Origin of the sequence: Sphingobacterium sp. UBA1897 (assembly GCF_002337775.1) — a bacterium.
GTDB classification, from domain to species: domain Bacteria; phylum Bacteroidota; class Bacteroidia; order Sphingobacteriales; family Sphingobacteriaceae; genus Sphingobacterium; species Sphingobacterium siyangense.
Map to the genome: position 1 here is coordinate 66585 of NZ_DDGR01000034.1, position 15768 is coordinate 82352.

Annotated in this window: 12 protein-coding genes; 7 read left to right on the plus strand and 5 right to left on the minus strand. The window is 39.0% G+C overall.

Translation table 11 applies throughout. The annotated features are described in order from the left end of the window. The first annotated feature begins 26 nt into the window (after positions 1 to 26). Positions 27 to 341 carry a hypothetical protein gene (locus B4N43_RS22925; RefSeq protein WP_286736430.1) on the plus strand — a complete coding sequence of 105 codons (315 nt, stop codon included), beginning with the start codon at positions 27 to 29 and terminating at the stop codon, positions 339 to 341. Between the two features lie 5 nt (positions 342 to 346). On the opposite strand, the gene B4N43_RS22930 is transcribed toward B4N43_RS22925, so the two are convergent. From B4N43_RS22930 to B4N43_RS22950, 5 genes are all read right to left on the minus strand, one after another. Next, positions 347 to 1705 (minus strand): S41 family peptidase, encoded by a 1359-nt coding sequence (locus tag B4N43_RS22930; RefSeq protein ID WP_286736431.1) that lies wholly within the window; start codon positions 1703 to 1705, stop codon positions 347 to 349. A gap of 206 nt (positions 1706 to 1911) precedes the next feature. Further along, positions 1912 to 3243: an OmpA family protein gene (locus tag B4N43_RS22935; protein ID WP_286736433.1), complete on the minus strand. Its 1332-nt coding sequence runs from the start codon at positions 3241 to 3243 to the stop codon at positions 1912 to 1914. Positions 3244 to 3389: 146 nt separating this feature from the next. After that, on the minus strand, positions 3390 to 4724 hold the full coding sequence (locus B4N43_RS22940; protein ID WP_075991683.1) for an OmpA family protein: 1335 nt from the start codon (positions 4722 to 4724) through the stop codon (positions 3390 to 3392). Between the two features lie 90 nt (positions 4725 to 4814). After that, on the minus strand, positions 4815 to 5657 hold the full coding sequence (locus tag B4N43_RS22945; protein WP_286736435.1) for a universal stress protein: 843 nt from the start codon (positions 5655 to 5657) through the stop codon (positions 4815 to 4817). Between the two features lie 10 nt (positions 5658 to 5667). After that, positions 5668 to 6516 carry a universal stress protein gene (locus B4N43_RS22950; protein WP_286736437.1) on the minus strand — a complete coding sequence of 283 codons (849 nt, stop codon included), beginning with the start codon at positions 6514 to 6516 and terminating at the stop codon, positions 5668 to 5670. 422 nt (positions 6517 to 6938) lie between these two features. Between B4N43_RS22950 and alaS the strand changes: the two genes are divergently transcribed. The 6 genes from alaS to B4N43_RS22980 all read left to right on the plus strand — a co-directional run bounded on the left by alaS (position 6939) and on the right by B4N43_RS22980 (position 15732). After that, positions 6939 to 9554, plus strand: coding sequence for an alanine--tRNA ligase (alaS, locus tag B4N43_RS22955; RefSeq protein ID WP_088160703.1), 2616 nt, complete (start codon positions 6939 to 6941; stop codon positions 9552 to 9554). A gap of 232 nt (positions 9555 to 9786) precedes the next feature. Next, entirely contained in the window at positions 9787 to 10887 is a 1101-nt protein-coding gene (locus B4N43_RS22960) for a TlpA family protein disulfide reductase (RefSeq protein ID WP_088160704.1), read from the plus strand. A gap of 103 nt (positions 10888 to 10990) precedes the next feature. Beyond that, positions 10991 to 11686 (plus strand): response regulator transcription factor, encoded by a 696-nt coding sequence (locus B4N43_RS22965; protein WP_088160705.1) that lies wholly within the window; start codon positions 10991 to 10993, stop codon positions 11684 to 11686. A 238-nt stretch (positions 11687 to 11924) separates the two neighbouring features. Next, positions 11925 to 13262, plus strand: a complete 1338-nt coding sequence (locus B4N43_RS22970; protein WP_286736441.1) for a dihydroorotase — start codon at positions 11925 to 11927, stop codon at positions 13260 to 13262. A gap of 9 nt (positions 13263 to 13271) precedes the next feature. Then, complete coding sequence (locus B4N43_RS22975) at positions 13272 to 14327, plus strand: S66 peptidase family protein (RefSeq protein ID WP_286736443.1); 1056 nt, start codon at positions 13272 to 13274, stop codon at positions 14325 to 14327. A 1-nt stretch (position 14328) separates the two neighbouring features. Further along, the gene (locus tag B4N43_RS22980) at positions 14329 to 15732 is read left to right on the plus strand and encodes a M14 family zinc carboxypeptidase (protein WP_286736445.1); all 1404 of its coding nucleotides are present in this window, start codon (positions 14329 to 14331) and stop codon (positions 15730 to 15732) included. The last annotated feature ends 36 nt before the right edge of the window (positions 15733 to 15768 follow it).

The window sequence follows — 15768 nt, forward strand, 5'->3', positions numbered from 1 at the left end:
ACCATTAATTCAAAAAAATAGTCATTATGAAAGGCATCAATGCTATAAAACATCGCAATTTATTTGCTATCTCCCTGAAAATTCAGGGAGATGTAGATCAGTCCGTTGATGCGGCTGCGCTGCTATCCTTAAGGAATGAAATGGCGGAGCTGAATGAACTTTATCGGCAATATTTGGAACAGTTACAGCAGCTGGAAGACATCGTACAGTACTATGAATCGAAGGAGCGAACCATTCGTTCGAAAATCTTGTCTCCTTCTCTTCGCAAATTAGTCAAAAATGGACAGACTGGAGCCGATCTACGTATGATCATCACCTCATTAAATTCTTGTGCCCACTGATAAAATTATTTTTCGGTCTTATCCTCTGTACTCACTTCGATAGGTATTACCTGATAAGTACTTCCTCTATATTTTGGGGATAAAATGTTCGTCTTTTCTGTTGTATTGATAGTGCCCTTGACTCTGGTGTCTTTATCACGAATTGTTCGTAACACTTCCCGGATCAATGGATCTCTGGTGTCACCTATTGGGGTCAAAGGTAAAAAGGCAAACTCGTCGATCTTGGTAGAAGGAGTAATTCCGTTGCTATAATCTCCTTGTCCCATTTTATTGTATATTTTATAGATCATGGGAATCAAATGCCAAGCACGTTCAGTGCCATGAATTTCCTCAGGTGTAGATAGCGTGGTCGATGCCATATCTTTTCCATAGGTTTTATCGCCAACCTGTACAACCTGTACATAGGGATGTAATCCATTAATTAACATTTCGGACGCAGATGCCGTGTTTGGCCCTGTGAGTATAAAAATTCTTTTTAAATGTAAACCTTGTTTTAGAACATCTTTTGCTGAAAATGAATAGCCATCGGGCTGACCTTGCAGTGCTGCTGCGAAGCTGTCTTCTCTATTTTTGATATTTTTGTTGCCTTGGTATTTGGCAAAAATGTCGTTTTCCTTGATGTCTGCCAATAAGAGTGCGCAAAATGAGGCGAAAGCAACCTGTCCACCGGGGTTATAACGTAAATCGACAATAAGTTCTTGTACCTGTTGGGACTTGAAATTTTGGACCGCTTCCAATAATGAATATGCCCCACTAAAGTCAAATTGACTTAAAAATATATAGCCTACCGTGGGGGAGGAGGAGATGAGTTTAGCGGTATAGAGGACAGGCTGGGAAATATAGGAAGAAGGCAGATGAAAGATTTTGCCATCGTTTCGCGTCAAATGCATTGCCGGTAAAATCAAGGATTTGCTTAGTAGCGATTTCAGGTTGCTCTGGTCGATAGGCTCGTTGTTGATGTGGCTTATGCTGTCTCCCCTTTTGAGTCCTATTAAATCTCCTTCGCTGAAGGGAACAATCTGGGTGATCAGTTGGATGGTTTTACCTGTTGTTTGGAGTTGTACCATATCGAACCCAAAAGTATTTGTTAGCGTATTTCCATAGGTATCACTATTTAGGGTTTGTAAGATAGTGGAAAAATGATCTTCGGGGTATAGGATATGTTTGAAAAATAAATCTGGACTTTGTTGGTAATCTTGGGTTGATCCAATTTTATCATTCCAGTAGTAGTAGCGTTTCATTTGGTCTAATGTCCACTGGTTGATGGTTTCATTTGAGCCGGGTTCGTGAAGTGGTGGATCCTTTTCACAAGAGGAAAAGATCAACGAAAAGAAAGCCAACACAAGAGCATGGGGTCTACGCATTTTTTAAATTTTTCTTTATTAAAAATACGTGTTATGCTGTTTGTTTGGAAGTTATCTTTTTGTTGCTCAAATGTTTATTTACTTTAAATAGGGGGATCTTTTTACGTTTACCTTATCAAAGAATAAGATTTCGATAAGAAAAGGAGTAATAAAAAAGGCATCACTTCACGTGATGCCTTTGGCTTGTATAAATCAAAGAATATCGATTAATAAAGCGTGAACTCTACGCGACGGTTTTGTTGACGACCATCAGCGGTTTTGTTTGATGCGATCGGTTGGTCAGGGCCATAACCTGTCGCTTCAATACGTGATGCATTAGCACCTTGAGATACTAAATAAGCTTTTACCGATTCAGCGCGTTCTTTTGATAAACGCATGTTCAATTCACGGGAACCTGTATTATCGGTGTGACCAGCTAGTTTTAAGCTAAAATTTTTCTCGATTAACAGTTCGGCTACTTTATTTAATGTCGCGTATGACGTAGGACGTATGGTTGCTTTTCCTAAATCGAATTCCAGGTTTTTGATTGCGTCAGCAACAACTTTTCGGTCAGCCTCTGTTACAACAACCTTCTCAACCACTCTTGTTTCGTTTTTAACAACAATTGGACATCCTGCACCGTCTACCTGAACACCTGAAGGTGTGCCTGGGCATTTGTCATATTTGTTAGCTACACCATCACCATCATCATCTTTCAGGTCACTGTTTAGGCCATCCAATTGATTTTGTAGTGCTTGGTTTTTAGCATTTAAAGCATCATTTTGTGCTTTAAGATCATCATATTTCAATGTGTAGTCGTTAACTAAGGTCGCTACTGGATTTGAATTGTTCAAAGCCGGTTTGCTACCATTACCCAATGCAAATTCTAAACCACCATGGATGTAAGTAAACAAGTCATTCTTATATTGACCACCTTGAATACCGTCAAAGTTTTGGTTAACCCAATTTAACTGATAACCCAACTCGAAGTTGATCCCTTTGGCAACAGCAAATTTAAGTCCCATGTCCAATGGTACGTAAATTTTGGAAATGCCATCCGATTCTTGGGAAGTTGTTCCTGTCGTCAACGTAGTTTTGCTGTTCATCACACCAACACCTATTGATGCATAAGGTTTGATGAAACTGTTAAAGAATCTCCAGTTGGTATTGGCTGCTTGGAACTCTCCAGATAAGGCCACTGACCAAGGGGTCTTTGCCTCGAATGACTGATCTGCTGTTTTCGTTAAGAAAGCACCTCCTGTTTTACCTCCGAAATAACTTCCTTTAATACCGAACGAAGGAGAAATTTGTTTTTTAATATAGGCACTGTAACCCAGGTTCCATGCCAAATCTTCATAACCTGCACGATTGAAACCAGCAATATTGGTTTGATTAGTCACCCCTGCACCGATACCAATAGACCATGTTCTGTATTGCGTAACCGGACCAAATGGTGTTGTTCCTTCAATGGATGATCCCTTCGCATTTTGAGCAATTGCATTATTGGCAAATAAGCCCGCTGATGCTAGAGCAAGTACTAATTGTAATTTTAGTTTCATATAATTTGTGTTTGTATAAACCGGTGTAAAAGTAATAAGTTATAAATTAAATTCACTATAGGTTTGTAGTTGAATTATGACATTTGGTAAATAAAAAGGTGTTTCTGTTTAAAAAACACCTTTTTATTAGTGTAATTTGTTAGTTATTAATAAAGTGTAAATTCAACGCGGCGATTCTGTTGACGACCCGCTGCGTTTTTATTGGATGCAATCGGTTGGTCTGGACCATATCCAGTTGCTTCGATGCGCGACGCGTTAGCACCCTGAGATACTAAATATGCTTTTACAGACTCTGCACGCTCCTTAGATAAACGCATATTTAATTCACGTGAACCTGTATTGTCGGTGTGACCTGCGAGTTTTAAACTAAAATTCTTCTCGATCAATAATGCAGCAACTTTATTCAATGTTGCATACGAAGTGGAGCGAATCGTTGCTTTGCCTAAATCGAATTCTAAGTTTTTGATCGCTTCAGCAACAACTTTTCGATCGGCTTCAGTAACGACTACTTTTTCAACAACTTTGGTTTCGTTTTTCACAACAATTGGACAACCTGATCCGTCAACCTGAACACCTGAAGGTGTGCCCGGACATTTATCATATTTGTTGGCAACACCGTCACCGTCGTCATCTTTTAGATCATTGTTTAGACCGTCCAATTGACCTTGCAGAGCTTGGTTTTTAGCATTCAATGCATCATTTTGAGCTTTTAGATCATCGTATTTTACTGTATAGTCATTCACAAGGGTTGCGACAGGATTTGAATTATTCAATGCAGGTTTGCTGCTGCTACCCAATGCGAATTCTAAGCCAGCATGTGCGTAAGTAAATAAGTCATTTTTATATTGTTGATCAACTGTTCTGTTGTCAAATCTTTGGTTTGCCCAATTCAATTGGTATCCCAATTCAAAGTTAATACCTTTGGCAACAGCGAATTTCAAACCAAAATCTGCGGGAACATAGATCTTAGAATAAGAATCTCCATATTCACCTTTGTTACCACCAGCGATTGCAGCAGTTTCAGCATTCATTACCCCAACACCAATCGATGCATAAGGTTTAATAAAACTGTTGAAAAATCTCCAATTCGTGTTGGCTGCTAAAAACTCACCAGATAAGGCAACTGACCAAGGAGTTTTGGTTTCGAATCCAGTTTGCTTGTCGCTGTTATCATAACCAGCTGTCTTTCCGCCAAAATAAGTTGCTTTTAATCCGAATGATGGCGAGATTTGTTTCTTGATATAAGCACTATATCCTAAATTCCAGTCTAGTTTGTCATAACCACCATTGTTAAACTTGGCGATATTCTGCAAGCTTGTTACACCGGCTCCTACACCGATAGACCAGGTTCTATATTGTGTTGCCGAACCTAATGGAGTTGTGCCTTCGATTGATGCTTCTTTTGTGCTTTGCGCAAAGGATGCGGTGGATAAAATTCCTGCCGCAACAAGTAATCCTGATTTTTTAAGGCTAATTTTCATAATGCGTGTTTGTAAAATTATCTACTATAATACTGTTGTTAAATTAACTCACTGAACACTCTTGCAATAAATTTGCCAAAAATTATTTGGTTACTCTACACGCCCAAAAAAGTTTGGCACCTCAATTTCAAAAGCCAGATGCTTAACAATATTTTCTGTAAAAATGTTTTGGAAAAAAGTTTTTCTGCTTTTTGTGATCAAAATAACATCGATATCTTCATCCCGGATAATGGTATGGATACCGTTAGCAATATTCTCTCGTGAACCTGCAAAATAACTTGGCGACTTGATGATATAGGAAATATCCTCGATGCCAGTTTCAGCAATAATCTGTTCAATCCAATTTTTAAGTTTTTCTCCTAATATGTTGATATCTAGGTTGTTTTTGTTGATGTGGATAAGCTGTAAATGGAAATTTTTTCCATATAATGGTATCGCTTGTTTAAGCACTTCAAGTTCACCGGGTTTGAAATTTGTCAATAGAGCGATGTTGTCATTTTTGAATTTTGTCACGTTTTTCGGGATGGCTAGAACAGGGATCTTCGACTCTTTAATGACATCATATGTATTGCTTCCAATCAATACAGATTCAAGTCCGGTCACTCCTTTTGTACCCATAATCACCGTTTGATAGACCTCTTTTATCTCTTGTTTATCCAGTGTTTCAGCCAAAATACCGTTGGCAAATAAGGTAGAAATTTTAAGCGAAGGATATTCCTGTAGAAGTTCGGCTACAAGTTTTTCCATCTGATGGTGAGCTTCTCCCTCGGTGGGGTCTACTAAATGCTTCGCATTCGCAAATTTGTTGATATGCGAAGTGAACGAATGAAAGAGTGTAATCTCATCATTTGTTGTCGTCGCGATTTGAGCTGCATAAAATGCGGCAACTCGTGCGTTTTCGGAATAATCTACTGGTATTAATAGTTTAGACATGGCTATAAGGTTATGCTTTAGTAAAAAATATTGGAACTAAGGGATGACTAAATAATGCTTTTGCAACGGAACGCGTAAAAACACGTTCAAAGAACGATTTCCTCGATCGTGTCACCAGTAATATTTTGATCTTTTCCTCATGGATCATCTCATTAATCACTTCCGGAACCGTATCTAAGTCCTCAATGTCGCCTTGTATTGAATCTACTTCTATAGCAATATTGGTCACACCAATATATTTTTTGATCTTATATTTCCATACTTCAAGCTTGTCTTCGATTCTGTTTTCTGATGAATGATCGTAGTGAACATGCATAAGTTTTAGTTCAAAGTCTTTGCCGATAATGTTGACAAAATCCTGCACGGTCTGTACCTCTTCTTCTTTAAAATTAGACAGTAAGCCAACTTTGTCAATAGGTGTAAAGGACGCTTCAGTTGGGATGGCCAAGACAGGTATTTTGGCTTTTTTGCTAATGACATAGGTCGTGCTGCCAATAAGTTGGCTATCGTCATTGGTGATGCCTTTAGTCCCCATGATAACAAAATCAAATCGATCAGGAGTGGCAAGTTCCGGTAGTGTTTCTGTTATCATACCACGCTCACATTGGGTGGTTATTTCAAGTGCAGGATGTTGTAATTTTATTGATTCTGCCAGATTTTTGATAAGGATATCAGCTTTGAATGTTTGGGAAGTTGCGTCGTTACGGCTGTTTTCTTCCTCAAATACAGCAGAAGCCGAAGTATAATTGTGGTAAAGATGGATAGAATACCCCTTTTCGAGGGCAAGGTCCACTGCGTAATTTACAGCATTATTAGAATGAGCCGAAAAATCTACCGGTAGTAGAATGTTTTTTTTCATTAGAAGGAATTTAATCTACAAAATCTAATCTTATTTATTTTGCATTTAGGGAATGTGCGTGAAAGTGTACTGGATTCCCTATTTTACTATCAAATGTAATAAAACAAATGTAATTGTGAATGACCTTAAGTCAAATAGTTTTTGTTGTTTTACGTATTGAATTTGACGCGCTTTAGACAAATATGAATAACGAATAACAGTTTTAAAATGTTGTATTTAATATCAGTTTGTGATTTCTGTCATATCTAAAATAAGTGTACCCTAATTGTCTGTATGTTATCTCCTGATTTTTTTGTTTGAAAAGTCAATATTGAAGTTTTGCTCGTTTAGAGAAAACAGTCGTTTCAAGGTCAATATATGGAATTCTACATTGCATAACCTACCAATTTTGAGTAAGTTTGCACATATTTTTAGATAATTAAATGACAAGTAGAGAAATTCGTCAAGCCTTTCTGGACTTTTTTAAAAGTAAAGGGCATCAGATAGTACCTTCAGCACCAGTAGTGGTAAAAAATGACCCGACATTAATGTTTACCAATGCGGGGATGAATCAATTCAAAGATTTGTTTCTTGGTGAAGCACCCATCAAATTTCCGCGTGTTGCCGATACGCAACGTTGTTTGCGTGTTTCCGGAAAGCACAATGATTTGGAAGAAGTAGGGATCGATACCTACCACCATACGTTGTTTGAGATGTTGGGAAATTGGAGCTTTGGTGATTACTTTAAGAAAGAAGCTATTGCTTGGGCTTGGGAGCTGTTGACAGAAGTATATAAATTAGACAAAGATCGTTTATATGTAACTATTTTTGAGGGGGATGCAAAAGAAGGCTTAGAACGTGATATGGAAGCTTTCGATTTCTGGAAAGAATGGATTGGTGAAGATAGAATTCTCCTTGGTAACAAAAAAGATAATTTCTGGGAAATGGGCGAGACAGGGCCTTGTGGACCTTGTTCCGAAATCCATTTCGATATGCGTAGTCCGGAAGAGCGCGTACAGACTTCAGGGCAGAGTTTGGTCAACGCAGACCACCCTCAAGTAATTGAGATCTGGAACCTTGTTTTCATGCAATTTAATCGGTTGAAAGATGGTTCACTTCAGTCGTTACCAGCTAAACATGTGGATACGGGAATGGGCTTTGAGCGTTTGGTGCGATGTATACAGGGGAAGACCTCCAATTATGATACCGATGTATTTACGCCTACCATTGATTTTATTGCTGAGAAGTCAGGTATAAAATACGGTATAGATGAAAAGTCTGATATTGCCATGCGGGTAGTGTCTGATCATATTCGTGCGGTTAGTTTTGCAATTTCCGATGGTCAACTGCCATCCAACAATAAAGCTGGCTACGTGATCCGTCGTATTTTACGTCGTGCAGTACGTTATGCGTATACATTTTTAGGCTTTAAGACTCCTTTTATCAATGAACTTGTACCTGTATTGGCAGCTCAGTTCGCCGGAGTATTTGACGAATTGATCCAGCAGCAGGATTTTGTACAGAAAGTAATCTTGGAAGAAGAGGTTTCATTCTTAAGAACGTTGTCTACGGGCGTCCAACGTTTTGAAAATTATGTGGAGGACCACACCGTAATTAATGGGGATTTTGCTTTTGAATTATACGATACTTATGGATTCCCGATCGATTTGACGGAATTGCTAGCGCGCGAAAAAGGTTTAACAGTTGATATGGAAGGTTTCAACCAGGCACTTCAAATTCAGAAAGATCGTTCTCGTGCTGCCACTGCTATAGATACGGGTGATTGGGTTGTGGTAAATGATGATGATGGATTTGAATTTGTAGGCTATGATACGTTAACTGCCGTTACTGAAGTTATTAAATACCGTAAAGTTGTTGCGAAAAATAAAGAGCAATTCCAATTGGTGCTTTCTGTTAGTCCTTTTTATGCCGAAGGTGGTGGCCAAGTAGGCGACTCTGGAGAATTGGTTTCCGAAGAAACTGGAGAAAAGATTTATATCACAGATACGAAAAAGGAAAACGGTCTATTTGTACATTTTACAAACAAATTGCCGCTGGAATTGAAAGGAACATTTGTTGCGCAGGTCGATAAAACCAAAAGAATCGATACTGAAAACAATCACTCCGCAACACATTTGCTGCATGCTGCCCTGAAGCAGGTGTTGGGAAGTCACGTGAATCAAAAGGGATCATTGGTCAACGCAGATATTTTGCGCTTTGATATCTCTCATTTTGCAAAAATGACTGAAGAAGAGGTCAAACAGGTGGAAGATATTGTCAATGCCAAAATTCGTGAAAATATTCCATTGAAGGAGGAACGAAATGTACCTTATCAACAAGCATTGGATTCGGGCGTAACAGCACTATTTGGTGAGAAGTATGGCGATTTTGTTCGTGTAATCACCTTCGAAGATCAATATTCTAAAGAATTGTGCGGTGGTACACATGTTAAAGCAACGGGGCAAATAGGTTTTTTCAAAATTGTTTCTGAATCTGCTGTAGCAGCTGGTGTACGTCGTATAGAAGCGATCACTGGAACTCGCTCTGCAGCTGTTATCCGCGAGCATTTCGAATTGGTTCACCACCTGAAAGAGCTCATGAATAATCCGAAAGATTTTGTTTCTGCACTGGGTAAAATCATCGATGAGAATGGTGCTTTGAAAAAAGAGGTAGAGAAAAGTATTACAGAAAAATCCTTAGCGTTAAAGTCAGATCTGGAAGCAAAGATCCAGCAGGTCGGCGAGATTAATTTCTTGTCCACAATCGTCGATCTACCGAGTGCAGAGGCGGTGAAAACCTTGGCTTATGCGGTAAAGGGGGCTGTTAATAACTTGTTCCTGGTGATCGGTGCTGAATTTGATGGTAAGCCAAGTTTGACCGTTGTCATATCAGACGAATTGGCCAAAGAAAAAGGGTTGAACGCAAGTAATATTGTGCGTGATTTGGCTAAGGATATCCAAGGTGGCGGCGGTGGTCAGCCGTTCTTCGCAACAGCTGGAGGTAAGAACCCAGCCGGATTAAAAGGTGCAATTGAGCGAGCAATAGATTTCTTGAAATAAATTTTAGGGGTAGTTGAACAGGCTACTTAGCTGAACTAGGATGTAAATAGATGATTTTATTTCCTAAATATACAATACGAAACCATCAGATTTATTCGACTTCTTCCTTGGAAGATCCGAATAAATCTGATCGTTTTCACGATTCTTTAAGCTGCGACATGTAGCGTGAATCAAACAGAGCAAAGCCATTTGCGTAATTGGGAATAGGTACTTAACAAATAAAAATAAACGGATGAAAAAGGCAGTTTTTTTAGCAGTAGTAGGGATCGTTGGTTTGATGATGGGTTGCCAAAATAAAGAACAGTTTACCATCGCTGGAAATGTCGAAAATCCTGGCAATATCAAAGTTATTTCATTGTATGAAGGTGATACCAAGCTGGATTCTATGTTTTTTGGCGATAATAACAAATTTCAGTTTGTACGACCTGCTAGCCAATCCAGATTGTTGTCCTTGCGTGTCGGTAAAAATCGGTACGATTTAATTGCTTCTCCGGGGGAGACAATTACATTTAAGACAGATTTGCATAAAGATGTAAATGATTACCAGGTTGATGGTTCTGAATTGTCAAAGACTATACAGCCTTTTGCCAAAGAGCGAAATTATCGCGATTATCTACAGGACTCATTGCAGACGGTGTTTTCAAAGCTAACGGCCAATTCCACAGCAGCTGAGATCGAAAAGATTCGTGCTGAATATAAATCAAAGTTTGCAGAAGAATTGCGTGCATATACAAAAAAAGCAGTCGATTTCTCGAATAAGCACAATGATCTTGCAGGTTTTTATGCAATCTCTACCTTAGATCCTGAAGTAGCCGAAAATGAAATCATTACCTATGCAGATAAAATAAAAAATGAATTTACGGAGAACAGATATGTAACACAGTTTAAAGAGGAGACCCAAAAACTGAAAAAAATGGCAATTGGGCAACCTGCTCCTGAGTTGACTTCTTTTACACCATCAAACAAAGAAGTTAAATTATCGAGTTTTAAAGGGAAATATACTTTGGTGGATTTTTGGGCTTCATGGTGTATGCCCTGTCGCCAGGAAAACCCTAATCTCGTTAGGTTGTACAATACCTATCATGGTAAAGGCTTTGATATACTCTCCGTTTCATTTGATGATAATCCTGGTTCCTGGATGCGTGCTATCGAAGATGACAAGTTAACTTGGACACATGTGTCAGATTTGAAGGCTTGGAGCTCACCGGTTGTCATTGATTACCGTGTTAAAGCCTTGCCTACCTCATACATTCTCGATCCGAACGGCATTATTATAGCAAAGAACTTGCGTGGAGAGGAACTGGAGGCATTTTTGAAGAAAACAATTAAGTAATCAATGTGTTATTGTTAAATATTATATTACTTAATAATTTGGTAACATTAGATTAACTGATTGTTATCATTTTGTTTATAATTTAGCAAAAAAAATAAGACAAATGAGTTCTTCGAAACAAAAGATTTTAATTGTTGATGACGAAAAAGATATCTTGGATTTAATTGCATTCAACTTAAATCGTGAAGGTTATCAGGTCTCTACAGCGCAAAATGGAGAAGAGGCAATCAACGTTGCTAAACAAGTAAATCCGGACCTTATCATTTTGGATGTGATGATGCCAAAGATGGACGGAATTGAAGCTTGTCGCATCATGCGCGCAATGCCTGAATTCAAAAGTACATTCATGGTATTTTTGACTGCAAGAAGTGAAGAGTATTCGGAGATCGCAGGATTTCATGTCGGTGCAGACGACTATATAGCAAAGCCAATTAAGCCGCGTGCTTTAATGAGTCGTATAAACGCTATTTTAAGAAGAAATACTTCTGAAGAGTCAGATGCCACTGTTCAAGATAAGATTGAAATTGCCGATTTGGTCATTGATCGAGATTCTTTCTTAGTTTACAAAGGGGAACAAAAGATTGTTCTTGCAAAGAAAGAGTTTGAGTTATTGTATCTATTGGCTTCAAAACCAAACAAGGTGTTTACGCGTGAGCAGATCTTAAAGAGCATTTGGGAAGATTCTGTTGTTGTAACCAATCGAACAATTGATGTTCACATTCGCAAGTTGCGCGAAAAGATAGGTGATGATTATGTAACCACCGTAAAAGGAGTAGGATACAAATTCGATAAAGAATAAAAAGAGAGGCTAGGGCCTCTTTTTTTTTGCGATTAACTTTCCGGAGTTTAGATTTAATGCGATTCGTCTTGCGCCAAATCTCGACAAATACGAGTAGGATATTTCAAATTTGACATAGGAGGAAGGAGAGAATTTAAGGAGAAATTTGTCCTCCATATAGGCAACTCTTTATCGAGATAACTTGATATCACCACAACAAATCTTTACTTTTGACCTAAAGCAAAGTAAAAATTTCAACATGTCATCTATTCTTATAAAATCTGCGCAACTTGTCAATGAAGGTAAAGTTGAGGTTGCTGACGTATATATCAGCAATGGTCGAATCGAAATGATTGCTCAGGAAATTAATCATCCTGCTGATCAGGAAATAAATGCTGAGGGGCTACACTTGCTACCTGGACTTATTGATGACCAGGTTCACTTTAGAGAACCCGGTTTAACTTATAAAGCGGATATATGGCATGAGAGCCGTGCTGCAGTTGCCGGTGGGACAACCTCCTTTATGGAAATGCCTAACACTGTTCCTAATACGTTGACCCAACAATTGCTTCAAGATAAATATGATATTGCAGCAAAAAATGCGCTGGCCAATTATTCATTCTTTATGGGGGCAGCTAATGATAATCTTGAGGAGGTACTTAAAACGAATCCAAGAAATGTCTGTGGTATAAAAGTTTTTATGGGCTCCTCTACTGGCAATATGCTGGTTGATAATGAAAAAGCGTTGGAAGGTATTTTTGCGAATGCTCCGACCTTGGTGGCTACGCATTGTGAAGATGAGGCAACGATAAAGGCGAATTTGGCCCTATTTAAGGAAAAATATGGTGAGGATGGATTAAAAATTGAGATGCATCCATTGATTCGTTCTGAGGAAGCTTGTTATTTGTCTTCGTCGAAAGCTGTCGAACTGGCAAAAAAGCACAATACACGCTTGCATATCCTTCATATTTCAACCGCCAAAGAAATTGCATTATTTAATAATGATATTCCGCTAAAGGATAAAAAAATAACTGCTGAAGCCTGTATTCATCACCTTTGGTTTTCGGATCAGGATTATGCCTCAAAAGGTAATTTTATCAAATGGAACCCAGCGGTAAAAACTGCCAATGATCGCGATCAGATTTTAAAAGCTGTACTGGATGGACATATCGATGTGATAGCGACTGATCACGCTCCGCATACAATTGAGGAGAAATCTCAACCCTATACTTCAGCACCAAGTGGAGGGCCTCTTGTACAGCATGCGTTGCAAGCCTTGTTAGATATGGTCAAAGCAGGAAAAATGACCCTGGAACAATTAGTGCAAAAATCTGCACACAATACGGCTACATTGTTTCAAATCGAAGATAGAGGATACATTCGTGAGGGATATTGGGCGGATCTTGTGTTGGTCGATCTCAATAAACCTTATACGGTATCGAAAGCGAATATCCTGTCGAAATGTGGCTGGTCACCATTTGAGGGGCACACGTTTAGTTCAACGATTGAACATACTCTCGTATCAGGTAAACTTGCTTTCTCCAACGGACAACTTATTGAAAGGGGTGCTGGTGAACGTCTGTTGTTCAACCGATAGTATTTAGCAATGGAAAAAAGAGCCTTTCTAAAATCGATTGCTTTAAGCGTGTTGTCTATTCCTGTACTGGGAATGGGGCAGCCAACCGGAGATAGAGACGAATTGTACGGTCAGGCTGTTTTGCTTGCAACGAGGTTAAAATTGGGGGATACCATAGGTTTAATAACGCCTGCAGGTGTATTGGATGATGAAGAATCAATTAGTATTGCACGTGAGATATTTGAGACCTTAGGTTTTAAAGTAAAAGAAGGTAAACATATACGCAGCCGCTACGGTAATTTGGCCGGTACAGATCAGGAGCGTATTGCAGACATTCATGATATGTTTGCAGACAAGACCGTCAAAGCGATTGTTTGTATCAGAGGAGGTTCGGGTACATCACGTCTTTTAGATCGATTAGATTACAGACTAATCGCCAATAACCCCAAAATTTTATTGGGATATTCAGATATAACAGCATTAATTTTGGCATTATATGCCAAGACAGGGCTTATAACGTTTCATGGTGCAGTGGGTATCAGTACCTGGACTAAGAAGCTTGCAGAGGCTTTCAATGCTCAGTTTGTAGCCAATCAGCCAGCAATATTTGAAAACCCCAAGTCCAAAGGTGATAGCATTGTGCAGACCAAAGACCGAATTGCCACAATTCATCCTGGTATAGTAGATGGGGTATTGCTGGGTGGAAATATGACCGTGTTGACCGGCTTATGTGGTTCACCTTATCTGCCAGATTTTAACGATAAAATTCTTTTTCTTGAAGAGGTCGACGAAGATATGGAACGTGTTGACCGTATGTTCTGTCAATTGAAAAATGCGGGTGTACTGGGTGCGATTAAGGGTTTTATTTTTGGCAAGTGCACCAATTGCAAACCATCCGGTGGCTATGGATCCGTAACACTTGACCAATTGTTCAATGATTATATCAAACCGTTAAAAATACCTGCTTATACAGGGGCTGTCGTTGGGCATATTGCCGAACAGTTTATTTTGCCCGTAGGAGCAAAAGTCCGTGTAGATGCTTCGCAAGGAACGATTGCTTTAATGGAGCCTGCATTAAAAGATTAATATGAAATTAGTAAAAGTTGATTTCATCAAAGCCTTTTCTTTATATGAAGAAAAGGCTTTGATGCATAGAAGATTTAAACATGCTGATATTTTACCGTTATTAGAAAATATCAGGAGCTATGGACGTTTCACTGTAGCGGAAATTGGGAAGTCCACTGAAGATCGTTCGATCTTTCGACTACAATACGGACAAGGGCCAATCAAGATACTTTTATGGTCACAAATGCATGGTGATGAACCTACGGCGACAATGGCCCTGTTTGATCTATTTAATTTTTTCAACGGGAAAAATGATGGTTTTGATGCCTTTAGAGATGACATCGCATCAAAAATGACCTTATATTTTATTCCGATGCTAAATCCTGATGGAACCGAAAGGTTTCAGCGTAGGACAGCCATGGATGTGGATATGAACAGAGATGCAAGGGCAGCAGCAACAGTGGAAGGAGCCTTATTGAAGGCGCAAGCCATGTTGCTAAAACCTGATTTTGCTTTTAACCTGCATAACCAAAACAATTACTACAACATTCCCGGAACAAATACGCCAGTGACAATTTCCTTATTGGCGCCTACTTATGACTATGCGCGGAGTATCAATAAAACTCGGGGAGATGCGATGCGGGTGATTGTCGGAATAAACAAGATCCTTCAGGAATTTGTTCCAAATGCAGTGGCAAAATATGACGATGAGCATACACCGCGCGGTTTCGGTGATAATTTTCAAAAATGGGGCGCCAGGACGATTTTAATTGAATCAGGAGCTTATGTTGGTGATACCGAAAAAATGCTGGTCCGAAAATGTAATTTCGTGGCTTTGTTAAAAGCATTTGAGGAAATTGCTGACCAATCCTTTAAACAGCATTCGATTACCGATTACGATGCAATTCCCTTCAATGATGAAAAGCTCCATGATGTGTTGCTGAGAAATTTGACCATTGAGCGGAGTGGAAAAACATTGCTTGTCGATGTTGCCATCCGGCAGAATGAAAAGACAATTGGATCAGACTATTACGTAGAGGGTATTGTTGAAGATATTGGCGATCTGCAAGATTTTTATGGTTATGTAGATATTGATGTTACAGGAATGGAGTTTGGCCCAGCCAAGATGTATATGGAGCCATTTGCTTCGTTGGCAGATTTAGATGATGCCGTCGTGATGGGATTACTTGAAAAAGGCTATGCCGCTGTTATGATTGAAAATGTGATCCCGGGAGAAGTTTTGCATAACCTTCCAATTCGTGTATTAACTAAAAAAGCTATAGAATTTTCACAACAATTAGCTCTCGGAGCTCAGGCGGATTTTTTCCTTCGGAAAGAAGGTAAGATCATTTACGCCGTAGTTAATGGTTGGGTGGTCGATTTGAAAAAACCAAGGCAACAGCAGTATAAAAATCAGATAAGTTAGGAATGCTTAATATAGCTCAAAAAAGAAAAAAGGTCA